The organism is Pseudomonas sp. BS3782 TE3695, from assembly GCF_050435305.1.
Classification (GTDB): Bacteria; Pseudomonadota; Gammaproteobacteria; order Pseudomonadales; family Pseudomonadaceae; genus Aquipseudomonas.
This window is the reverse complement of record NZ_JBNDKB010000001.1, coordinates 5,187,017-5,208,229: the sequence shown is the minus strand read 5'-3', so window position 1 is coordinate 5,208,229 and position 21,213 is coordinate 5,187,017. Positions and strand designations below refer to the sequence as shown.

20 protein-coding genes and 2 tRNA genes are annotated in these 21,213 nt (G+C 58.4%); 9 read left to right on the top strand and 13 right to left on the bottom strand.

The features are described 5' to 3' along the window. Together ABH909_RS23420 and ABH909_RS23415 are read left to right on the top strand one after the other, a co-directional pair. A tRNA-Val gene (locus ABH909_RS23420) sits at positions 1 to 76 on the top strand. Positions 77 to 95: 19 nt separating this feature from the next. Further along, a tRNA-Asp gene (locus ABH909_RS23415) sits at positions 96 to 172 on the top strand. A gap of 293 nt (positions 173 to 465) precedes the next feature. Here the strand turns inward: ABH909_RS23415 and ABH909_RS23410 are convergent. Then, positions 466 to 1,611, bottom strand: a complete 1,146-nt coding sequence (locus tag ABH909_RS23410; protein WP_429437640.1) for a catalase family protein — start codon at positions 1,609 to 1,611, stop codon at positions 466 to 468. 3 nt (positions 1,612 to 1,614) lie between these two features. Further along, entirely contained in the window at positions 1,615 to 3,447 is a 1,833-nt protein-coding gene (locus ABH909_RS23405; RefSeq protein WP_429437638.1) for a di-heme-cytochrome C peroxidase, read from the bottom strand. 269 nt (positions 3,448 to 3,716) lie between these two features. Between ABH909_RS23405 and ABH909_RS23400 the strand changes: the two genes are divergently transcribed. From ABH909_RS23400 to ABH909_RS23380, 5 genes are all read left to right on the top strand, one after another. Continuing rightward, positions 3,717 to 4,430: an FKBP-type peptidyl-prolyl cis-trans isomerase gene (locus ABH909_RS23400; protein ID WP_429437636.1), complete on the top strand. Its 714-nt coding sequence runs from the start codon at positions 3,717 to 3,719 to the stop codon at positions 4,428 to 4,430. A gap of 294 nt (positions 4,431 to 4,724) precedes the next feature. Continuing rightward, positions 4,725 to 5,180, top strand: coding sequence for a YkvA family protein (locus ABH909_RS23395; protein WP_429437634.1), 456 nt, complete (start codon positions 4,725 to 4,727; stop codon positions 5,178 to 5,180). A 115-nt stretch (positions 5,181 to 5,295) separates the two neighbouring features. Further along, complete coding sequence (locus ABH909_RS23390; RefSeq protein ID WP_030131674.1) at positions 5,296 to 5,637, top strand: helix-turn-helix domain-containing protein; 342 nt, start codon at positions 5,296 to 5,298, stop codon at positions 5,635 to 5,637. Further along, entirely contained in the window at positions 5,634 to 6,005 is a 372-nt protein-coding gene (locus tag ABH909_RS23385) for a hypothetical protein (protein ID WP_007898892.1), read from the top strand. Before ABH909_RS23390 ends, ABH909_RS23385 begins: the two co-directional genes overlap by 4 nt. Then, positions 6,006 to 6,413: a sel1 repeat family protein gene (locus tag ABH909_RS23380; protein WP_429437631.1), complete on the top strand. Its 408-nt coding sequence runs from the start codon at positions 6,006 to 6,008 to the stop codon at positions 6,411 to 6,413. A 270-nt stretch (positions 6,414 to 6,683) separates the two neighbouring features. On the opposite strand, the gene ABH909_RS23375 is transcribed toward ABH909_RS23380, so the two are convergent. Both ABH909_RS23375 and ABH909_RS23370 read right to left on the bottom strand, forming a co-directional pair. Next, positions 6,684 to 8,474, bottom strand: coding sequence for a bifunctional diguanylate cyclase/phosphodiesterase (locus ABH909_RS23375; RefSeq protein ID WP_429437628.1), 1,791 nt, complete (start codon positions 8,472 to 8,474; stop codon positions 6,684 to 6,686). 134 nt (positions 8,475 to 8,608) lie between these two features. Continuing rightward, entirely contained in the window at positions 8,609 to 10,690 is a 2,082-nt protein-coding gene (locus ABH909_RS23370; protein WP_429437626.1) for a carboxy terminal-processing peptidase, read from the bottom strand. A 138-nt stretch (positions 10,691 to 10,828) separates the two neighbouring features. On the opposite strand from ABH909_RS23370, the gene ABH909_RS23365 reads away from it, so the two are divergent. Next, positions 10,829 to 11,791: a zinc-binding dehydrogenase gene (locus ABH909_RS23365; RefSeq protein WP_429437623.1), complete on the top strand. Its 963-nt coding sequence runs from the start codon at positions 10,829 to 10,831 to the stop codon at positions 11,789 to 11,791. A gap of 113 nt (positions 11,792 to 11,904) precedes the next feature. Here the strand turns inward: ABH909_RS23365 and ABH909_RS23360 are convergent, their stop codons facing one another. The 6 genes from ABH909_RS23360 to ABH909_RS23335 form a co-directional block, all read right to left on the bottom strand. Continuing rightward, positions 11,905 to 12,558 (bottom strand): HAD family hydrolase, encoded by a 654-nt coding sequence (locus ABH909_RS23360; protein WP_429437621.1) that lies wholly within the window; start codon positions 12,556 to 12,558, stop codon positions 11,905 to 11,907. A gap of 112 nt (positions 12,559 to 12,670) precedes the next feature. Further along, the gene (locus ABH909_RS23355; protein WP_429437619.1) at positions 12,671 to 13,660 is read right to left on the bottom strand and encodes an ABC transporter ATP-binding protein; all 990 of its coding nucleotides are present in this window, start codon (positions 13,658 to 13,660) and stop codon (positions 12,671 to 12,673) included. Continuing rightward, positions 13,657 to 14,457: an ABC transporter permease gene (locus ABH909_RS23350; RefSeq protein ID WP_429437616.1), complete on the bottom strand. Its 801-nt coding sequence runs from the start codon at positions 14,455 to 14,457 to the stop codon at positions 13,657 to 13,659. The genes ABH909_RS23355 and ABH909_RS23350 overlap by 4 nt, the downstream gene beginning before the upstream one ends. Continuing rightward, positions 14,444 to 15,280, bottom strand: coding sequence for an ABC transporter permease (locus tag ABH909_RS23345; protein ID WP_429440077.1), 837 nt, complete (start codon positions 15,278 to 15,280; stop codon positions 14,444 to 14,446). The genes ABH909_RS23350 and ABH909_RS23345 overlap by 14 nt, the downstream gene beginning before the upstream one ends. Before the next feature lie 5 nt (positions 15,281 to 15,285). After that, positions 15,286 to 16,092 (bottom strand): alkaline phosphatase family protein, encoded by an 807-nt coding sequence (locus ABH909_RS23340; protein ID WP_429437613.1) that lies wholly within the window; start codon positions 16,090 to 16,092, stop codon positions 15,286 to 15,288. Positions 16,093 to 16,341: 249 nt separating this feature from the next. Then, positions 16,342 to 17,406 carry an ABC transporter substrate-binding protein gene (locus ABH909_RS23335; RefSeq protein WP_429437611.1) on the bottom strand — a complete coding sequence of 355 codons (1,065 nt, stop codon included), beginning with the start codon at positions 17,404 to 17,406 and terminating at the stop codon, positions 16,342 to 16,344. Between the two features lie 350 nt (positions 17,407 to 17,756). On the opposite strand from ABH909_RS23335, the gene ABH909_RS23330 reads away from it, so the two are divergent. Then, positions 17,757 to 18,470 carry a UTRA domain-containing protein gene (locus ABH909_RS23330; protein ID WP_007898856.1) on the top strand — a complete coding sequence of 238 codons (714 nt, stop codon included), beginning with the start codon at positions 17,757 to 17,759 and terminating at the stop codon, positions 18,468 to 18,470. Between the two features lie 44 nt (positions 18,471 to 18,514). Here ABH909_RS23330 and ABH909_RS23325 read toward each other — a convergent pair whose 3' ends face one another. From ABH909_RS23325 to ABH909_RS23315, 3 genes are all read right to left on the bottom strand, one after another. Further along, on the bottom strand, positions 18,515 to 18,691 hold the full coding sequence (locus ABH909_RS23325; RefSeq protein ID WP_007898847.1) for a hypothetical protein: 177 nt from the start codon (positions 18,689 to 18,691) through the stop codon (positions 18,515 to 18,517). A gap of 179 nt (positions 18,692 to 18,870) precedes the next feature. Further along, the gene (locus ABH909_RS23320) at positions 18,871 to 20,160 is read right to left on the bottom strand and encodes a M18 family aminopeptidase (RefSeq protein WP_429437608.1); all 1,290 of its coding nucleotides are present in this window, start codon (positions 20,158 to 20,160) and stop codon (positions 18,871 to 18,873) included. 240 nt (positions 20,161 to 20,400) lie between these two features. Then, positions 20,401 to 21,036, bottom strand: a complete 636-nt coding sequence (locus ABH909_RS23315) for an RluA family pseudouridine synthase (RefSeq protein WP_030131660.1) — start codon at positions 21,034 to 21,036, stop codon at positions 20,401 to 20,403. Positions 21,037 to 21,213: the final 177 nt, after the last annotated feature.

Sequence of the window (21,213 nt, the reverse complement as noted above, 5' to 3'; positions counted from 1 at the left end):
GGGTGATTAGCTCAGCTGGGAGAGCGTCTGCCTTACAAGCAGAATGTCGGCGGTTCGATCCCGTCATCACCCACCACTTACTTTCAACGCTACGCGCAGCGGTAGTTCAGTCGGTTAGAATACCGGCCTGTCACGCCGGGGGTCGCGGGTTCGAGTCCCGTCCGCTGCGCCATATTCGGTATCTGGAACGCTGAACGCCAGATCACCACAGAAAGCCCGCTTAATGCGGGCTTTTTGCTGTCTGGGATTTAGCTTTGTAGCGAATCCACTGAAAAAGCGACCTGTTCGGCTGATCCAGTTAAGCGCAATCCATGTGGGAGCGGGCTTGCTCGCGAAAGCGGTGTATCAGGCAACATCAATAATTGACTGTGCCGCCGTCTTCGCGAGCAAGCCCGCTCCCACAGGTTTGATCTTCACCCGACCAGCCTTGCCCTGCTCGGGTCGCTTTTTTCGTTTCTGTTTTGCCTATTGTTCAGCGTTACGGCTGTGCCGGTAGTCGCTGACGGCCTCATACACCGCTTTGCGCAACCGGTTGATCCCGCCAATCGGCCTATGGGCTTCAAGCCCGAACCATGGGTTGAACGACAGGTTGTCGCATTGCAGGTTCAGCGCCGGCGTGTCGAAATCCTGGGCAGGCAGTTTGATCCGGGCTACGGTTTCGAAGGGCGCGTCGCTTTCGTTCCACTCGATACTGGTGTCTTCGATCGGCATGTACTTCCCCGTATCCTGACGCTGGATCTGCAAGACGAAACATGCCGGCACCCGATCGGTCGATAGCTGCTGATTCAGCGCACTGCGCAGGAAGTTCGGCAAGTTTTGATTTTGCGTGGGCAGTGCGTAGGCCGGGCAGCTATCAGGGTCCGGCATCACGCGAAATTTGGCATTGGCCTCACCGAACTTGTACGGCGAAACCGAAAAGTAAGTGGTCTGCGTCGGGCTTGTCGGGGCAGGGGAGAGCGTCGCCAGCGCAATAAACAGATGGCGAACTTGCCAGGTGCGTGGGTCCCAGCCCGGGAAGAACGCCATCGCCTTTTTGCCATCAGCCTGAGCGGCCACATTCTGACGATACTCGGCGACATCGCTGACAAAGAAGTTCGGATGATTGAACATCACGAAGTCCTGCTCGCTGCGCCCTTGTCGGTCACTCAGCAACTGTTTGCCAGGCACATCGAGCAGTTTGATCGCCATGCCCCGAGCATCGCGGATGCTGTCGAACTGCGGATATGCATTGCCGTTGGACAGCCGTATCGTCGCTTGCCAGGTTTTGCCAGGCTCGCTGAACACGCCTTGGCGTAACTCAGCCGTCAAATCCGACAGCACCTGTACTTCGGCCTTCACGCAGCCATGGGCCTTGGCATGGGCATCGCGCAGGTAGCGGGTACTTTCCCGGTGTTGATCGACGATGCGCACGGCCGTCTGGATGATGTCCTGGGTCATCGCCGCTTCGCCGTCCGGAATCAGTTCTTCAGCCGATACCGGGCCGCGATGCTGCCAGGCAGACCAGGCAGACCAGGCCATGAGCAGCGCCCAGCCGAGCAGGCCCAGACCCAACAACCACAGCAGGGTTTTGCCAAGGAAGGCGCCCAGGCGCAACCAGAGAGTGATCAGCATGGGTCAATCCTTTTGACTGAGGCGGCGGTCTGGCAATTGCGACTCTATCGGGCCGCCCAACACTTTCAGGTATTCCAGCAGCGCCCAGCGTTCTTCCGGTTGCAGCAGACGACCAATGACGCCGTTACCGCGTTCACCTGCGCGGAACTCGTGGCCGTTGTTGTGATTACCGGTAATGCGCGTGTCGAACACAAAACCGTTGGTGAAGGCTTCGGTGCGATAGCCCAGATGTTTAGGGTCATATTCAAAGGTGCCCTTGTAAAACGTGGTCGCGCGTTCACTTTGTGGCGAGAGCAATTGATAAAGGCTGGGTACCGAACCGTTGTGCAGAAACGGCGGCGTGGCCCAGACGCCCGCCAAAGGTCGCGCCTTGTAGCTACGCAACTCCTGCACGCCGATCGGCAGGCCGAATCCGTCCAGGTTCGGGCGCTCTGCGGGTGTCACATTGGCTTCGCGGTAGGCCTGGTTGCCCACGAAAGCAGTGACGTAAGCCAGTCCCTTGGCTACGGACAATTGGCTCATATCCAAGGGTTCTGTGGGTTTGGGATGCAGTTTTACGTCCAGTTGCGCAAGCTCTGCCGGATCCCACTGTAAAGCCGTCAGATCGAAGCGATGATCGGCAATGTTATTGGCGGCGCCGGGGTCTGTGCCAATGACCTCCACTGGCAGCAATTTCAGATGTTGCACCGATCTGTCCTCGCTTTGGGTAACGGGGGGCACATGACACCCGGCGCAGTTTTCAGCGAACAGGTCGCGGCCTTTTGCGGCCAGGGGCTTGTCGATGTTGCCCAGCAGGGCTTCCGGCCAGGCAGGCGGTTTGAGTCGTTGCAGGGTTTCTTCGATCCGATGCAGATCGCGCACCCGGACGCTGGAGGGGTAGCGGTCGTCGCCCTTGAGCGGCTGCCCGTTGCTGTCGAAGAAATTCAGCGTGGCGCCCACACCCAAGGCCTCACCGATATTACGGGCCATCGGTTGCTGCGCCGAACCGTTCCATTGCACCCAGTCGAAAGTCCACATGTCCCACAGTTGCGGGTAGTCCACCGGAGCGTTGGCCACCCGATAGTTGGCGGGTGAAATCGCATCGCCGAAGCTGGCGTTGGCAATGCGCCCGAAAGCATCGGTGCGGCCGGGACCTTCTTCGGTGGGGTAAAGGCCGCGATGGGTGTCGTTCCAGGCCACCTTCAAGAAGGTATCGAGTGAGACTTTAAAATCCTGGCGCAGTTGTTGATGCCGTGCCTCGTAGTCCTGACCCAAAACGTTGCGGGCGAAACGTTCGAATTTCCAGGGGTTGTAATAAGTCGAGGCGAGACTGGCCACCAATGCCTGACCAAAACTGCCGCCACGCAGGGTCGGCACGCTTGAGGGCAACACATGCTGGGCCGAGCCGCCGTCGATGCGCACAGCCTGGCCATTGAAGCGTAATTCGCCGGTGTGGCAGGCGGCGCATGTAATGTCCAGATATTCGTCCTGGCTGCCGGGGTTTTGATGACGGGCAAAACCGACTGGCAAGTTACCGGGATTGCTCGGCGTGGCTTTCTGGCTCGGGTCGATCAGAAACCCAAAGCGTGCGAGGTATTCAGGAGCGGCGAATCGTTCTTGTGAGAAGGGCAATTCCAGGGCGTTGAACCAGTCATAACGCAAGCCTTTGACTTGGGTACCTTGAGGCGTGAAGTAGTAAGTCTGGCGGTCGGCGGCGCTCCATTGCTCCAGGTAATTTACCTGTTGCGCAGGTGACCAGGCCGGCAATTTCGGGTTGGCGACGTAATACAGTACGACGGCGAGGCCCAGCCCCAGCAAGACTGCGATCAGAATCAGCAAGCGGAATATGAGGCGCATGATAAACATCCTTGTCAGTTTGTAGCTCCCTTATGCCTCAGCTCACGAAGTGCGGCAAGAGGCCATTACGCCAGAGTCTGTGGGAAGCGGCACTTGAGTCCGTAAGAGCGAAATGACAGAAGCTTCATCCTTCTATAGCCAAAATGCGTTTAAACACCTGAACTTATCAGACGTTTCCTGCTCTCATGCCGGTAGCCATTGGTCGTGGCGGCCTGATAAGCTCGCGGCTTTACTCGATTGCCCTTTAGGCGCATGAACAAGGAAATAGCATGAAACAGCATCGGTTGGCGGCGGCGGTGGCCCTGGTTGGCCTGGTACTTGCGGGTTGTGATTCGCAGACCAGCGTAGAGCTGAAAACCCCGGCGCAAAAAGCTTCCTACGGTATCGGCCTGAACATGGGCAAAAGCCTGGCTCAGGAAGGCATGGATGACCTGGATTCCAAAGCGGTAGCCCAGGGCATCGAAGATGCCGTCGGCAAGAAAGAACAGAAGCTGAAAGATGAAGAGCTGGTTGAAGCCTTCGCTGCATTGCAAAAGCGTGCCGAAGAGCGTTTGACCAAGATGAGTGAAGAGGCGGCAGCCGCTGGCAAGAAATTCCTCGAAGAGAACGGCAAGAAAGCGGGTGTCACCACCACGGCTTCCGGCCTGCAATACGAAGTGGTCAAAAAAGCCGACGGCGCTCAGCCTAAGCCGACCGACGTAGTGACTGTTCACTACACCGGTAAACTGACCAATGGCACCGTTTTCGACAGTTCCGTCGAGCGCGGCAGCCCGATCGATCTGCCGGTCAGCGGTGTGATTCCGGGTTGGGTCGAAGGCCTGCAACTGATGCACGTTGGCGAGAAGTACAAGCTGTACATCCCTAGCGAGCTGGCTTACGGCGCCCAAAGCCCAAGCCCGGCGATTCCAGCCAACTCGGTGCTGGTATTCGACCTGGAGCTGCTGGCCATCAAGGATCCAGCCAAACAAGACGCTCCCCAGTAATTCGCGTCTGCTTTACAAACAACGCCTCGCTTATGCGGGGCGTTGTTGCATCTGGCGTTCAGTGGAGGTAAACAAAGCGAACGGATGCAGTACGCTGAAGTCATAGCCAGTGAGGGCGCTCGAGCTAGACGGGCCAGAACGCCAAGTCAATGAAATCTTGGGTTTTTTTATGTGAGTAAAAAACGCCCGATCTGAGTCAGGCCCTTATGAAACGGGGCTTTCAGCGTAGAAATGCAGCTCTGTTCACAAGGTTATCCACAATTTGTGTGGATAACATTTCAGTGGGAGTAATAAATGAAAACGCCCTGGAATTTTGCTCGTTTCCTGCCTCTGGCTGGACGCCTGCTCGCCCGTGGTCGTTTGCCGACCCTGCTGTTCGCGGTTGCCAGCAAAGGTGCCAGTCAGGGCAATCGTCTGGGCAAACTCAAAGACGATCTGCGCCTGTTGCAGGCTCTTTGCCTGGCTTACTGGCGTGGCGAATACCGGGCCATCAGCCCGAAATCACTGATTTCGGTGGTGGCCGGCCTGATGTATTTCGTGAGTCCGGTGGATGCGATCCCGGATTTCTTACCGATGTTCGGCATGCTCGACGACATTGCCGTGCTGGCCTGGTTGATGAAAGTCCTCGATGACGAGCTCAATGCCTTCCGCGCCTGGCGCAAACGTCAGGTGCCGGAGAAGCTCGCGGTCGTCGAACGCTTGCCTGATACCCCCGAACAATTACAGCTGCAGGGACCGAAGAAAAACTGAGCCAATTCAGAATCCTCCAGATATTCATACCGCCCCGCGACCTTGGTCGCTGTTAGGATTACACTTCTAAGGAAAAGCGCCGACTCGCTAAGTGTCGTTGTCCTACGGGGTAGTCATGGATATTCAGATAATTACACGCGAAGGCGAGCCCGAATATGCGGTTCTGCCATGGGCTCAGTATCAGGCTCTACTGAAAGCAGCAGGCATCAAGCAACAACCACCGCGTGACGCCACAGTGCCTCCCGCGGCGGCACCAGACCAGATTCTTCCGGGTCTGGATCAACTACGCAATTTGCGCGAAGGGAAGGGCATCGCCATTGAGGCGCTGGCCCGCACGGTAGGCATCAGCCCGTCATATCTCGCCTTGATCGAAAGCGGTGAGCGTCAACCCGACGCTGCTATTCGCCGCAGCCTCGCCTGGGAATTGACGGTGCCAGGATGGAGGGATGAATCGTGAGCGTACGCATCAGTCGTCAACATTGGGACGGATTGTTGGGGGAGCTGGATCAGGCGCGTCGTCAGCGCCATCTTTTGACTTATCGGGCATTGCTGGAGCGTTTGCAGCTACCCACGCCGGCTATGCAAACCTTGACCGCAGCCCTTGAGCACCTGGCCGCGCTGGATGCCAGAGCCGAGCAGCCGTTGCGCAGCTCGTTGGTGATCAGCCAGGGCGCCAGCCGTTTGCCGCGCACTGGCTTCTTTGAATGTGTCGAGCGACTCGGGCGCTTCTCCGGACCGTCCGATGGCGTGGCTGCCGCGTCCTGGCATGCCTCGGAAGTGGTGCGAGTGTTCGAATACGAGTACCCCGAGTCGGCGGAAGCCTGAGTGTTTTTACGACTCAAGGCGCGGGCCGGTTACTGGCTGGCCCGCCAGTTGTTCCATTGGTCGTGGTTTGTACGTCAGCCGCGAGGCTGGAGCTGGCTTGAGGGCCAGTTTGCGCGTATGGCGAACCTGGGTGATGTCGGCGCCCAGAGCTTTTACGGCCACATTCTGACCTTTCGCGGCGTCGGTCTTGGGGCTCGCGAGGAGGGTGTGCGATTACTGCGCCTGGCCGCGCTGGCGGGGGATGGCAAGGCGGCCTATCAGGTGGGTGTGATCTGCCTGGCCGGTACGCCGAGCAAGGCGCCGGACCCGGTGGAGGCGGCTCGCTGGTGGGAAATGGCGGCGAAGGCCGGGCATCCGCTGGCTGAACTCAAGTTGAAAGAGTTGGCGTCTCGTGGTTCTGCGGATTAAATAATTGAGTGTCTGACAAACGAACGTGGCGTGAGGGAAACCTACCGCCACGTTTTGTTTCTGGTTGCTTTGGTAATTAGTTGAGCGCTTTTAGCGAATCGCCCTACAGCAACATCATCCTTTCCCGACTTCTTTCCTGATTGATCCCCCGCAAAGTCGGCCCTCGCCACAAGAGCAAGATCAAAAGATCGCAGCCTTCGGCAGCTCCTACGGGATGTACGCCATTCAATGTAGGAGCTGCCGAAGGCTGCGATCTTTTTTGAGCGGCAATCACCGATGCCCGGCAACCAACGTTTCCTCTGCTATTGACACCGCCAGGCTATCAATCACATGCACGCTGTACCCTTGCACATTCTTCGCGTGGTGCTTGGCCTGTGATGCCATCTCCGCCAATTGACTCGCATCGAGCTGTGCACAGACCTGTGGGTGCAAATGCACCACGCCGATGGACAGTGACAGCAGCGCAAACTCCTGCCGTATGCCTTGGCGATTCGGCGCGATGAAGCAGCCGGCTTCGAGGTGTTCGCTGCGGTAAAAGCGTCGGCATTGGCTGTGGAAGTCGTCCAGTAGTTGGTTCAGGCGTTTGCGCCAGTCTTCGGGGCCGAGGACCAGCAGGAAGTCGTCGCCGCCGATATGGCCGACGAAGTCGCGGGATGGGTCGACGCGGTCGTTCAGGCATTGCGCCAGACACAGTAGGACTTCATCCCCGCGGCCGTAGCCGTAGATGTCGTTGAAGGGTTTGAAGCTGTCGATGTCGACGTAGCAGATCACCGATTCCCGTTCCTGTTGCAGCAGGCGCGTCAGGCATTGCTGGATCGGTACGTTACCGGGCAACAGGGTCAGCGGGTTGGCGTAGCGTGCTTGCTGGATTTTCAGTTCGGTAATCAGCTTGAGCACGTCGATCACTCGGCCCAGCCCCAAATAGCTGCCGTTGAAGGTGATGATGAAATCTTCTTCGATGCGCTGACGGGCGCGGCTGGTGATCAAGCGGCTGACCTGTTGCAGCGACTGGCTCAACTCCACGGCGAGGAAGTCGTCGCTCATCAAGCGACTGATGGGCTTGCGGGCGAACAGGTCGGTGGCAAAGGGCTTGAGCAAGGCATCCGAGAGCGAATGGCGGTGGACGATGCCACACGGCTGGCCCTGTTTGTCGAGCACCGCCAGAGAGCTCAGGTTGGCCTGGCGGCGGAAGGCTTCCAGTACGGTAGCGGTCGGGGTGTCACTGGCCATAGCCGGTTGGTCGTTGAGCAGGGCGCTGAGATCACTGACGTCCTCGCTCAGTATTGCGGCGACGCTGTTGGGTTTGGGCATCAAGGTTCGGGCATCGCGGGGTGGCTGTTCCTGGGGGCGGCAGAGCAGATAACCCTGGACCAGATCGACCCCCATTTCGGTCAGCACGGCGAGTTCTTCCGGCAATTCGATGCCTTCGGCGATCACTTTTGCCCGGGAAGCCTTGGCGATCTGCAGGATCGAGCCAACGAATTCACGCTTGAGCGCGTCCTGGTGAATGCCGTCGATAAAATGCCGATCGATCTTGACGTAATCCGGGCGCAGTTCAGACCAGAGTCGCAAGCTCGAATAACCGGCACCCAGATCATCCAGTGCAATGGAAAAGCCCATTGCCCGATAGTGATGCAGGGCGTTTTGCAGCAACTGGAAATCGTCGGTCGGGGTCTGTTCGGTGAGCTCGATCACCACCTGGCTCGGTGGGATGCCGAAATCCTGCAACAGTTGCAAAGTGCGTCCGGGTTGGTGGGCGGCTTCGAGCAGCGATTCCGGGGACACATTGAGGAACAGTTTGCCGGGCAGTTGCTGCTCATTAAAACGACGGCAAGCACTTTGACGGCAAGCGATCTCCAGTTCGCTAAGGCGACCGGCTTGGCGGGCTACCGCGAACAGGGCGACCGGGGAGTGCAGCGGACTGTTGGAGGGGCCGCGGCTGAGGGCTTCGTAGCCGATGATTCGTCGTTCAGAGAGAGAAATGATCGGCTGGAACAGGCTGTGCAAACCGCTTTGAGTCAGTATCGAGCTCAAGGCACTCAGCTGTTCGGTCGTGGTCATGGCGTTCTCTGGCGATAAAAAAAGGACCGGGTGCAAGGTGCACCCAGTCCTTTATTTCACGACAGAATGATGTCTGTTTGATGACGATCCGGGGAGCGTCAGCATTAAATTGCCATCATCCTGTTTATAGCAACTTAGTGCTTGGCAACCGCGGTGTTGAGTTTCAAGTAATCCAGCAGAATCCGCCCGGTCTCGCTCAGATAAGCATCGTCTTCTGGCTTGGTCTTGTCCGGCTCGCCCGCGAGGGCATCTTCGTCTTCTTTCTTCAGTTCTTTGAGGGGTTCTTCGCCCTTGGCCTTGCGACGCAGGTTTTCCATGGCCAGTTGCTTGGCTTCGATATCGGCGTGTTGTGCACGACGCTCGGCTTCATTGAGGCTGACGGTTTTTTCGCTCATCAACTTCTGCGCCAGGGCCAGTTTGTCGCGGATATACACAAACTCCGCGTCCTTGGCTGTACGCATGTCGTGTTCGGACTTGAGCTGCGTGATGTACGGTTTGAACGGGTCAAGCGCAGGCTTGATGGCCGCACGGATGGTGTCCCACGGCATGGCTTCCGGCAGGGCGCTTTCGCCGATTTCCTTGGTGTCGATGATCGATGGGTAGTCGATGTCCGGCAGCACGCCCTGATGCTGGGTGCTTTGGCCGGAAACACGGTAGAACTTGGCCAGGGTCAGTTTCAGTTCGCCATGGTTCAGCGGCTGAATGGTCTGCACGGTGCCTTTGCCGAAGGTCTGGCCGCCGATGACCAGCGCGCGGTGGTAGTCCTGCATGGCGCCGGCGAAAATCTCCGAAGCCGAGGCGGACAAACGGTTGACCAGCAACACCATCGGGCCTTTGTAGAACGCGCCCGGGTTTTCATCTTCCAGCACATCGACCCGTCCGTCGGCGTTACGCACCAGTACGGTCGGACCTTTGTCGATGAACAGACTGGTCAGCTCGGTGGCTTCCTGCAAGGAACCGCCGCCGTTGTTGCGCAGGTCGATGACCACGCCGTCAACCTTGTCTTTCTGCAATTCGGTCAGCAGTTTCTTGACGTCGCGGGTGGTGCTCTTGTAGTCCGGATCGCCAGCACGGAAGGCCTTGAAGTCCAGGTAGAAGGCCGGGATCTCGATGACGCCGAGCTTGTAGGCCTTGCCATCCTGCTTGAGGTTGAGGACTGACTTCTTCACCGCCTGATCTTCAAGCTTCACCGCTTCGCGGGTAATCGGCACGATCTTGGTGGTCTGGTCGTTCGGCGCGTTGCTGGCCGGGATCACTTCCAGGCGCACCACGGTGCCTTTGGGGCCACGAATCAGCTTGACCACTTCGTCCAGGCGCCAGCCGACTACGTCGACCATTTCCTTGTTGCCCTGGGCCACGCCGATGATCTTGTCGGCCGGTGCAACCTGCTTGGTCTTGTCGGCCGGGCCGGCAGGCACCAGGCGCACGACTTTCACTTGATCGTTATCGCTCTGCAACACGGCGCCGATGCCCTCCAGGGACAGGCTCATGTTGATGTCGAAGTTTTCCGCGTTATCCGGCGACAGATAGTTGGTGTGCGGGTCGTAGGACATGGCGAAGGTGTTGATGTACGCCTGGAAGATGTCTTCCGCACGGGTCTGGTCCAGACGCGACAGCTGATTCTTGTAACGCTTGGTCAGGGTTTCCTGAATCTGCTTCGGCTCTTTGCCGGAGATCTTCATCCGCAGCACTTCGTCCTTGACGCGTTTGCGCCACAGATCGTCCAGCTCGGCGGTGGTCTTGAGCCAAGGGGCGTCCTTGCGATCGACCAACAAGGTTTCCTTGGCGGTGAAGTCGATCTTGTCGACGCCCTTGTTCAGCTCGGCAAGGGCAAAATCCAGACGCGCCTTGACGCGGTCCAGGTAGCGCTTGTAGATGGTGAACCCGGCGTTCAGGTCGCCGCTTTTGAGGTAGTCGTCAAACTGGGTTTTCCATTTGTCGAATTCGGCAATATCGCTGGCCATGAAATAGCTGCGCGATGGATCCAGCAGCTTGATATAGCTGTCGTAGATGATCACGGAGCGCGCATCGTCGAGCGGTGGTTTGCTGTAATGGTGACGCTTGAGCAATTCGACGACGTTCAGACTGGCGATTACTTCGTCACGATCGGGCTGAAGCTTGTCCCAGCTGTTGGCTGCGAACGAATGGCTCGACATCGGCAAAAGACCGAGACCAATGACAAGAGCGAGGGCGGTGCTGGGGAGCAGATGCTTCATGCTGATTCGACGCGGGGACAATTGATAACGCATATTAGGCCGTCTTTGAAGTCGCCGGATCCACAAGGACCGGTCGCATAATGCAAAAAGCCCGGCGCTACAGCTTCGGGCTCAGTCCAGACTCACTATGGAGGCACTGTGAAAGCATTGCAAGGCGTTGAGGGGCGAGTGGAGTGGGTTGAAGAGCCGAGTCCTGCGTGTGATGTAGGACAAGTTCGCATCCGGGTGTCGGCAGCAGGACTTAATCGCGCCGATTTGTTGCAGAAGGCGGGACTATATCCGCCACCGCCGGGGGCCAGTCAAGTACTGGGTCTTGAGTGTTCGGGGGTGATCTGCGAGGTCGGCCCGGGCGCTTCCTGGAAGGTCGGCGATCGGGTTTGCGCCTTGCTGGCCGGGGGTGGGATGGCCGAAGAGGTAGTTGTCGACGGACGGCATGTGTTGCCGGTTCCCGAAGGTTTGTCCCTGGCCGAGGCGGCCGCGTTACCGGAAGTGTATGCAACCGTTTGGCTGAATTTGTTTCAACTGGCTGCGCTCAAACCGGGTGAGAAAGTTCTCCTGCACGCCGGGGCCAGTGGAATCGGTTCAGCTGCCATTCAGCTGTGCAAGGCGTTTGGTAACCCGTGCTGGGTCAGCGTCGGTTCCGCCGAGCGCCTGGCCTATTGTGAAGCGTTGGGCGCGCAGGGCGGAGTGGTGCGCAACGGCGATCTGGACAGCTTGAATGATCTTGCGCCGTTCGACGTGATCCTCGACCCGGTGGGTGGCAATTACGCGGCGTTGAACCTCAAGCTGCTGGCTCGCGATGGTCGTTGGGTGCTGATCGGTTTGATGGGCGGTCGCGAAGCGCAGCTGGATCTGGCGCAGGTACTGGCCAAGCGGGTGCAACTGCTGGGTTCAACCTTGCGCAACCGTGATGAGCAGTTCAAGGCCGATTTGTTCAGCGATCTTGGCCAGCATGTCTGGCCGCTGTTTGCCGAGGGGCGTTTGAGCCCGCAGCTGGCCAGGACCTTTGCAATCAAGGACGCCGAAGCGGCGTTTGCGGAACTGGCGACCAATAAGGTATCGGGGAAGTTGGTGCTGGTGATTGACGAAAGCTTGACCTGAAATCGGGTTGGCAGCCAAAAGATCGCAGCCTCGCTTCGCTCGACAGCTCCTACAGGTGTAAACAATCCACTTGTAGGAGCTGTCGAGCGAAGCGAGGCTGCGATCTTTTGCTTTTACTTCCAGATATGGATCGGCCAACCGGCCTTTTTGGCGTGTTCGAGCAGCACCGGATCCGGATTCACCACATGCGGAAAGTCCACTTTCAGCAGCAGCGGCAAATCGTTGCGTGAGTCGGAATAGAAACTCGCGCCTTCCAGGTTTTCCTCTTCGGCATCGAGCCATTCCAGCAACCGGGTGATCTTGCCTTCGCGATAGGTCAGGGTACCAACGGTTTGGCCGCTATAAACCCCATGGGCCACTTCCAGATCGATGCCGAGAATCTCGTCGATGCCCAACCGGTCGGCAATCGGCTTGACCAGATGCGTACCCGAGGCCGAGATCACCAGGATCCGGTCGCCGGCCTTGCGGTGGGCGGCAATGGCTTTGGTGGCGTCGCTGAAGATGATCGGTTCGATGAAGTCTTCCACCCATGGCCCCACCAAATGCTCGAGTTCTTGCGGTGTGCGGCCGATCATCGGTTCGAGGCTGAAGGTCATGTACTCCTCCATGCGCAACTTGCCATGGCTATAGGCGTCCATCAGCTCATTGTTCTTGCGCATGAACGACTCGGGATCGACCCAGCCCAGGCGACCCATTTGCTCGCTCCAGAGGGTGGCACAATCGCCGTGGATCAGGGTTTCGTCCAGATCAAAAATTGCCAGGGCCATCGGGTTCTCTCTGAGAACAGCTGCAAGCTTCAAGCTTCAAGCTGCAAGAAGTGGATTTTGGTGATCAGCAGTCTACAACTTGAAGCTTATGGCTTGTAGCTTGCCGCTGCTTTCAAGCAACCTCACACAGGGCCGTCGGATCGATGGAAAGCGCCAGGCGCTGACCATCGGGATGCAAATCGGCCGCCGAGCGGTTCAGCACATCCACCACCAATTCCACACCCCGGGCCTCTACCCGGTAGCGAATCACGTTGCCCAACAGGCTGTGGCTGCGGATCTGCGCGTCGAGTTCGCCGTTGAGGCTCAGCTCGATGGCCTCCGGGCGAATGGCGAGGCGATGGGTGATCGGTCGTTGCAGCAGTTTGCTGGCGCTGTCGGCGTCCAATAGGTTGTAGTTACCGATGAAGCCTGCGGCAAACACATCGACTGGCGCAGTGTAAAGGGTTTCGGCATCGCCGCTTTGTACGATCTTTCCCTCGTTCATCAGGAAGATTCGGTCAGACATGGTCAGGGCTTCTTCCTGATCGTGAGTGACGAAGATCGTGGTCAGGCCCAGTTCGCGCTGGATCTGACGGATCTGTTCGCGCAGGTGCTTGCGAATCCGCGCATCCAGTGCCGACAGCGGTTCGTCCAGCAACAACAACCGAGGCCGGGTCACCAGCGAGCGAGCGAGGGCCACACGCTGGCATTGTCCGCCGGACAATTGATGCGGGTAACGGGCGGCGAAGTCTTTGAGCTCTACCAGTGCCAGCACTTCGGCAATGCGCTTGTGGCTATCGTCGGCGTTGACCTTTTGCATGCGCAAGCCGAAGGCGACGTTTTGCTCCACGGTCATGTTCGGGAACAGCGCATAACTCTGGAACACCATGCCGATCCCGCGTTTTTGCGGGCTCAGCGGGACGAGGTCCTGACCTTCCAGCAGGATCTTGCCGCCGTCCACCGAGGTCAGGCCGGCGATGCAACGCAGCAGGGTGGACTTGCCGCAACCGGACGGGCCGAGAAGCGTGACGAATTCGCCTTTCTTGATTTCGCAGTTGATGTCGCTGAATACCGTGGTTCCAGAGTAATTTTTCTGAAGGTGTTGGACGCTGACATAGCTCATTCGCTTTTGTCCTTGTTCAAGATATTGGCCGCCCAGGTCAGAACCAGCACAAAGAAGAAGTAGGAAATCACCAGCGCACTGGTGAAGTGGCCGCTGCTGTTACGCATGTTATTGAGGTAGACCTGCAGGGTTTCATAACGGGTGCCGACGAGGATGTTGGCGAACACGAACTCGCCGAACAGGAACGAGAACGACAGCAGCAATGCCACCATCAAACCCTTGCGCAGGTTCGGCAGCACCACCAGGAATGCCGCTTGCCAGGTGCTGGCACCGAGCAGTTGCGCGGCGTCCATCAAGTCGCGCAGGTTGATCGCTTGCAGGTTATTGGTGATCGCCCGGTACATGAACGGCAGCGCCACGGTGAAGTAGCAACCGATCAGAATCCACGGCGTACCGACCATCGCGAACGGCCCCGAGCCATAGAGCTGCAACAACCCCACCGACGACACCACCGGCGGCACCGCGAAAGGCAGCAGGATCAGGATGTTCATCAAGGCGTCGAGTTTCGGGAAGTGGTAATGCACCACGAACAGCAGCGGCAGAATCAGCACTACCGACAGAATCAGCGAGCCGACACAGACCAGCAGTGACTGACCGAATGCATCAAGAAAACGCGGGTCGCTCCACAGCTGGAGGTACCACTTGAAGGTAAAACCGCTGGGCATGATCGTCGCGGACCAACTGCTGGAAATCGAGTAGATCAATGTCCCAAGCAGCGGCAGCAGCAGAATGGCAAACAACAAATACACCACCACCCGGTGGTAGATACCGACGGGCCCCAGTTCAACGCGAGACATGGTAGCTCCTCTTCAATAGCAACTGATGCACGACGGTCACCAGGGTCATCAACGCCACCAGCACCACGGCCAAGGCGCTGGCCAGGTTCGGGTCCAGGGAAATGTCGCCGGAGACCATTGCCGCGATGCGGATCGGCAACACGTTGAAGTTGCCGGTGGTCAGGGCATAGACCGTGGCATACGCGCCGAGGGCGTTGGCCAGCAGGATTACGAATGTGCCCAGCAGCGCCGGGGTCAGTACCGGTAAACCGATGTGTCGCCAGAATTGCCAGCCGTTGGCACCGAGCAATTGCGCGGACTCACGCCAGTCTTCGCGCAAGGCGTCGAAAGCCGGGTAGAGCAACAGCACGCCCAAGGGAATCTGGAAGTAAGTGTAGAGAATGATCAGACCGGTTTTCGAGTACAGGTTGAAGTCCTGAATGATCCCGGCCTGTTTCAGCATGATGGTGATGCTGCCGTTGAACCCCAGCAAAATGATGAACGCGAAGGCCAGGGGCACGCCGGCGAAGTTGCTGGTCATGTTGGCGAAGGCGTTGACGAAGTTACGCAGTTTCGAGTCGACCCGACGCAAGGAGTAGGCGCCGAGTATGGCGATGATGATGCCGAACACGCTGGACCAGAAGCTGATTTCGAGGCTGTACTGGATCGCCTGCAGATAGAACTTCGAATTGAAGATTTTGCTGAAGTTGGCCAGGCCCCAGCCGAACTCTTCCGATTCCAGGCTGTTGATCATTACCCAGAGCAGCGGGGCGATCTGGAACACGAAGAAGAAAATCGCGAAGGGCACCAGGCACAAAGCGGCGAGCCATTTACCGCGGGTCATGGCATTCACTTGAGCAGCTCCCGGCACACAGGTTTGTCGTGGGGCACGCCCAACAGTTCGCAGACGGTGCCGCAGATCTCGGTCTGTTTCGGTGCGGCTTTTTGGTTGAGACTGAAGGCATCGCCGAGGACGAACAGCGGCACTTCACGTTCTTCGGGCAGCAAGCCGTTGTGCGAGCGGTCGTTGTTCATGCCGTGATCAGCAGTCACCATCACCTGGTAACCGGCGTCGAGCCAGCCTTGCAGGTAATCGGCGAGGATGATGTCTGCCGAGCGGGCGCTGTTGCGATATTGCGGCGTGTCGAGGCCGTGCTTGTGCCCGGCGTCGTCGATGTTCATGGGGTGGACCAATAAGAAGTTTGGTGCGTGGTGCAGGCGCAGGTGCTCCGCGTCGGCGAACAGATGCGAGTCGGGGTAGTGGTCGTTCCAGTAGAAGTGACCGTGCTGGATCGGCAGTTTGGGGTCATCGGTATGACGATCCCGGGCGGCCACGAACGGTGAACGGTTATACAACTCGCTGACCCAGTGATACGCCGCGGCCGCGGTTTTCAGGCCGGCATCGGTGGCGTAATGATAGATGCTGCGCTGGTTGGACAGGCGCGAGACGTTGTTGTGAACGATGCCGCTGTCGATCGGCGTAACGCCGGTCAGGATGCATTCATAAAGCGGTCGGGACAGGGCCGGCAGTTCGCACTCCAGTTTGTAGAGTGCCGCGCGTCCTGCGCCAACGTAAGCCTGCAGATGCCCCATGGCGTGGCGCGCGACTTCGTAATTGAGGCCGTCGAGCACGACAAGGATGACGTTGTGCTTCATAGGGGCTGGGACTCCGCAAAAACAGATGATTCAAGTACGCAACCAATCCCCTGTGGGAGGGGGCTTTTGTGGCGAGGGAGCTTGCCTGTGGCGAGGGAGCTTGCTCCCGTTGGGCTGCGAAGCGGCCCCAAAAAAGGAACTGCTGCGCAGTTCAACGGGAGCAAGCTCCCTCGCCACAAAAGCCCCCTCACCATAAGCCCACTCCCACACTGGATCTCCATTGGGTACCCAATGTGGGGATCTACCGTGTTACGGCATATTGATAATGACTTCTTCCTGCCACTTCTGCGGCAGCGACTTGGAGGTCTTTTCCCACGCGTCGGCGTCTTTGATCGGCGTGACCTTTTTGTACTGCTCGTTAGGCAGCAGTTTGGCCTTGACCTCTTGCGGCAATTTCAGATGCTCGGCGCGGATCGGACGGGCGTTGCCTTTCGCCAGGTTGATTTGGCCGGCGTCGCTGAAGATGTATTCGCGGGTCAGTTTGGCGGCGTTCGGGTGCTTCGCGTATTTATTGATGATGGTGGTGTAACCGGAAATCACCGAGCCGTCGGATGGAATCAGCACGATGTAGTCATCCGGATTCGCCATCTTGGCCTTGTAGCTCAGACCGTTGAAGTCCCACACCACACCGACTTCGATTTCACCCTTTTCCATGGTGGCGATCGTCGGGTTGGCCATGGACAGGCGGCCTTGCTTGGCGATGTCGGCGAACAGCAACAGGGCTGGCTGAATGTTTTTTTCGTCACCCCCATTGGCAAGGGCGGCGGCCAGTACACCGTTGGCCGCTTGGGCCGCAGTGCTCACGTCACCGATAGAGACTTTGTACTTGCCAGTCTTGAGGTCGGCCCATTTGGTTGGCGCTTCGGAACCGTGCAGCAGTTTTTTGTTGATGATGAACGCGATGCTGCCGGTGTAGGCCAGCGCCCAGTTACCGTCCTTGTCCTTGGCCCAGTCCGGAATCTGTTCCCAGGTGGTGGGTTTGTAAGGTTGCACGACACCTTGCTTGACCGCGATCGGGCCGAACGCGGCACCGACGTCGCCGATATCGGCCGTGGCGTTGTCTTTTTCGGCGGCGAATTTGGCGATTTCCTGGGCCGAGCTCATGTCGGTGTCGATGTGTTTCAGGCCATATTTCTTGGCCAGGTCTTCCCAGGTGCCTTTCCAGTTGGCCCAGTCATCGGGCATGCCGACGCTGTTGACTTGGCCTTCCGCTTTCGCAGCGGCTTCCAGGGTTTTCAGATCATCCGCCGCCATGGCGGCGGTGCACAGGGCAATGGTCGAGCCTAACAGTGATGCCAGGAAAAACTGTTTCATCCGAAGCTCCTTTGGGCGTTTTCAACGCTGCGATTGCGGTTGTGTTGGTCTAGGTCAGCAATACCTGAGCCAATTTAGGCGCCCTCGATGACATTTTGATGTCGACGACCGGTCGGCCTGAATTTTCTGCGCTCGGGTACGCGGGGTGCGAGATAAGCGTAGACCATGGCTAAAGAGCTGATATGAAAGGGACTTGGCCATAAAATTGCAGGTGTCTGGCGCAACCGTTCGGCGGCTTTGTCATCTGTCAGTCATATGCAGTGCCTAGGCTTGCAGGCAGTTGAAGGAACCGATTTGAATCACGGTTCTGCCCTGAATCAGTGCTGGTCTAGTCCAGATAGGTAACGTTGATGCGCATCGAGACCACCAAAGCGGTGACAGCCATCGGACAGGTTCTGCAAGAACAGCTCGACCACGGTCTGTTGGCGCCCGGGAGCAAGTTGCCGGCAGAGCGCAAGCTCAGTGAGTTGTTCGGTACCACGCGGATCACCGTGCGTGAGGCTTTATTGCAGCTAGAGGCCCAGGGCCAGATTTATCGCGAGGAGCGACGCGGCTGGTTCGTGTCGCCACCAAGGCTGGCTTACAACCTGATGCAGCGCAGCCACTTTCACGCGATGGTCAGTGCGCAGGGGCGAGTGCCGTCCACCGAGGTGATCTCGGCGCGGTTGCAACCGGCGTCGGCGGCGGTGTGTGCCTGGTTACAATTGCCGGCGTTGTCGAGCGTGATCCAGATCTGCCGCTCGCGACGGATTGACGGGCGATTGGTGTTGTATGTGGAGCACTACCTGAACCCGCAGTTTTTCCCCGGGATTCTGGATTTCGATCTGAATCAGTCGATGACCGAACTGTATGCCCGGCATTACGACTTGCATTACGGGCGGGTGCGTTTCGAGATTGTGCCGACGGCGTTGTCGGTGGACGCCGCGGCGGCTTTACGGGTGTCGGTAGGCAGCCCGGGATTGCGGATTGCTCGGGTCAATTACGATCAGCACGAGCGACTGATCGATTGTGATCTGGAGTTCTGGCGCCATGATGCGATTCATGTCGGAGTGGATGTGGTGTAGGACACACATTCAACGGCACATCAATGCGAGCCAGGCGTGAGGATTTATTCGTTGAGTTTGGCGAGGATCTTGTAGATCACAGTGGCGAGGATCATCAGCATGCCAACCCACATCGCGAACACACCGGCGTTCTTGTCGCGAAAGTTGAAGCCGATGGCCAGCATGATCATCCCGGAAAGAATCGGGATCAGCATGGCGTGGAACGAAGACAACGAGATCATGGGGACAGCCTTGTCGGAGAGGGTACTGCAAGTCTAGGCGGCTTTCGGATGAGCGGTGGTGATGTGTGTAGGAGCTGCCGAAGGCTGCGATCTTTTGATCTTGATTTTCAGCGCATTTGAAGACGCCAAAAGATCAAGATCAAAAGATCGCAGCCTTCGGCAACTCCTACAGGGGGCGGCTACGGCAATTCGCGGCAGGTGTAAAACGCGCTCAGTACTTTGACCAGATGCGCCAGGTCATGGCTGCCGCACAACTCACGGATCGAGTGCATGGCGAACGTCGGCAAACCGATGTCCACAGTGCGCACGCCCAGGTGGCTGGCGGTGATCGGGCCGATGGTCGAGCCGCAGCCCATGTCGCTGCGCACTACAAAGCTCTGCACCGGCACTTCTTCGGCCATGCACAAATGGCGGAAGAACCCGGCGGTTTCGCTGTTGGTGGCGTAGCGCTGGTTGCTGTTGACCTTGATCACCGGGCCGGCGTTGAGTTTCGGGCCGTGGTTGGCATCGTGCTTGTCCGCATAGTTCGGGTGCACGCCGTGGGCGTTGTCGGCCGAAACCAACAGGGATTTCTGAATGGTCCGTACGAATTCATCCCCTTCGGGCAACAGACGACGCAGGGTTTGCTCAAGCATCGGGCCGTCGGCGCCACAGGCCGAGCAGGAACCGACTTCTTCGTGATCGTTGCAGACCAGCACGCAGGTTTCGTCGGTTTCGGTCGTTAGCAAAGCTTGCAGGCCGGCGTAGCACGACAGCAAGTTATCGAGGCGCGCACCCGCAATGAAATCGCCATGCAGGCCAATGACCGCTGCGCTTTGGGTGTCGTAGAAACTCAGCTCGTAATCGAGCACTACGTCAGCGTTCAGGCCATGTTCGCGGGCCAGTTGATCGGTGAGTACGGCGCGGAAGTCCACGCGCTCATCACCGGCAAATTGCGCAAGGATCGGTGGCAGTTCGGTCTGGGCATTGATCGCCCAGCCCATATTGGCTTCACGGTTGAGGTGAATGGCCAGGTTCGGAATGATCGCGATCGGTGCCTTGAAGTCGATCAACTGGCTCTCGACCTTGCCATCGCGGCGGAACGTCACGCGGCCGGCCAGAGACAGATCACGGTCGAACCACGGCGCCAGCAGTGCACCGCCGTAGACTTCGACACCCAGTTGCCAGAAGCCCTGACGTTGCAGTTCCGGCTGGGGTTTGACCCGCAGGCACGGACTGTCAGTGTGCGCGCCGACCAGTCGGATACCGCCGTGCAAGGGTGAATGACGGCCCATTTTGAATGCGACGATCGAAGAGTCATTACGGGTGACGTAGTAACGACCATGGGCTTCGGTGGTCCATGGCTCACGCTCGTCGAGGCGCATGAAACCGGCCGCTTCCAGACGCTGAGCCAGGCTGGCGGTGGCATGGAACGGGGTAGGGGAGGCCTTGAGGAAGTCGATCAGGCCTTGGTTCAACTCTTCGCGCATAAGTAGCTCCAGACAGCAGTGGCGCCAGTTTAACGTATTGAAAGCGCAAAGTGCGGTGGGCTGTTACGCGTGCAGAGTGAGACTCAATGTGGCGAGGGAGCTTGCTGTGGCGAGGGGGCTTGCCCCCGTTCGGCTGCGAAGCAGTCGTAAATCCTGCAGATGCGGTTTAGCTGGTTTCAGGAGTGCTTTGCACTCCAACGGGGGCAAGCCCCCTCGCCACAAAAGCACGCTCATTGACCGTTAAAACGGTGCGGGGCACTCGAAGCGCAGGCGTTCGCCCGTCTGGGGATGAGTGAAGCTGAGCATGCTGGCGTGCAAACAAAGTCGTGGCCAGGCAGCCAAGGCTTGCTCATGGGCATAGAGCCCGTCGCCTAACAGCGGGTGGCCGATGGAAAGCATGTGCACGCGCAACTGATGAGAGCGGCCGGTGATCGGCGTCAGTTCGACGCGGCACCAGTCGCCACAACGCTCCAGCACACGCCAGAACGTCAGGGCATGCTTGCCGAATTCGTGGTCCACCACATGGCGGGGCTTGGTGGGCGGGTCGTAGCGCAGGGGCAGATCGATGCTGCCGCTGTCCAGTTCCGGTTGTCCCCAGCACAGGGCGGTGTAGGCTTTTTCGGTTTCGCGGTCGTGAAATTGCCGAGACAGCTCGCGATGAGTGTCCGGGTCACGGGCCAACAGAATGATACCGGACGTTTCCCAGTCCAGCCGATGGACGATTCGCGCTTCCGGGTAGCCGTTTTCTTGCAGGCGCGTAATCAGACAATCCTTGTTGTCATCGGCCCGGCCGGGGACGGAGAGCAACAGGGTCGGTTTGTCCACCACCAGTACGGCGGCGTCCTGATGAATGATGCGGATGTTGGACAACGGCATTAAAACAGCCTCGTAACAAACGCCAACGGCGGCTCAGAACCCTAATGCCCAATGTAGGAGCTGCCGCAGGCTGCGATCTTTTGATTTTGCTTTTAAAACAAGATCAAAAGATCGCAGCCTGCGGCAGCTCCTACAAGAGCCTGAAGGTTCTGAGCCGCCGTGGCTCCCGCCGGATCG

Coding starts and splice junctions, on each gene's coding strand:
- ABH909_RS23400 (WP_429437636.1), top strand. CDS start 3,717: ATGAAACAGCATCGGTTGGCGGCGGCGGTGGCCCTGGTTGGCCTGGTA.
- ABH909_RS23360 (WP_429437621.1), bottom strand. CDS start 12,558: ATGGCCCTGGCAATTTTTGATCTGGACGAAACCCTGATCCACGGCGAT.
- ABH909_RS23350 (WP_429437616.1), bottom strand. CDS start 14,457: ATGTCTCGCGTTGAACTGGGGCCCGTCGGTATCTACCACCGGGTGGTG.
- ABH909_RS23335 (WP_429437611.1), bottom strand. CDS start 17,406: ATGAAACAGTTTTTCCTGGCATCACTGTTAGGCTCGACCATTGCCCTG.
- ABH909_RS23390 (WP_030131674.1), top strand. CDS start 5,296: ATGGATATTCAGATAATTACACGCGAAGGCGAGCCCGAATATGCGGTT.
- ABH909_RS23375 (WP_429437628.1), bottom strand. CDS start 8,474: ATGACCACGACCGAACAGCTGAGTGCCTTGAGCTCGATACTGACTCAA.
- ABH909_RS23345 (WP_429440077.1), bottom strand. CDS start 15,280: ATGACCCGCGGTAAATGGCTCGCCGCTTTGTGCCTGGTGCCCTTCGCG.
- ABH909_RS23410 (WP_429437640.1), bottom strand. CDS start 1,611: ATGCTGATCACTCTCTGGTTGCGCCTGGGCGCCTTCCTTGGCAAAACC.
- ABH909_RS23315 (WP_030131660.1), bottom strand. CDS start 21,036: ATGCCGTTGTCCAACATCCGCATCATTCATCAGGACGCCGCCGTACTG.
- ABH909_RS23330 (WP_007898856.1), top strand. CDS start 17,757: ATGCGCATCGAGACCACCAAAGCGGTGACAGCCATCGGACAGGTTCTG.
- ABH909_RS23395 (WP_429437634.1), top strand. CDS start 4,725: ATGAAAACGCCCTGGAATTTTGCTCGTTTCCTGCCTCTGGCTGGACGC.
- ABH909_RS23320 (WP_429437608.1), bottom strand. CDS start 20,160: ATGCGCGAAGAGTTGAACCAAGGCCTGATCGACTTCCTCAAGGCCTCC.
- ABH909_RS23325 (WP_007898847.1), bottom strand. CDS start 18,691: ATGATCTCGTTGTCTTCGTTCCACGCCATGCTGATCCCGATTCTTTCC.
- ABH909_RS23370 (WP_429437626.1), bottom strand. CDS start 10,690: ATGAAGCATCTGCTCCCCAGCACCGCCCTCGCTCTTGTCATTGGTCTC.
- ABH909_RS23340 (WP_429437613.1), bottom strand. CDS start 16,092: ATGAAGCACAACGTCATCCTTGTCGTGCTCGACGGCCTCAATTACGAA.
- ABH909_RS23355 (WP_429437619.1), bottom strand. CDS start 13,660: ATGAGCTATGTCAGCGTCCAACACCTTCAGAAAAATTACTCTGGAACC.
- ABH909_RS23405 (WP_429437638.1), bottom strand. CDS start 3,447: ATGCGCCTCATATTCCGCTTGCTGATTCTGATCGCAGTCTTGCTGGGG.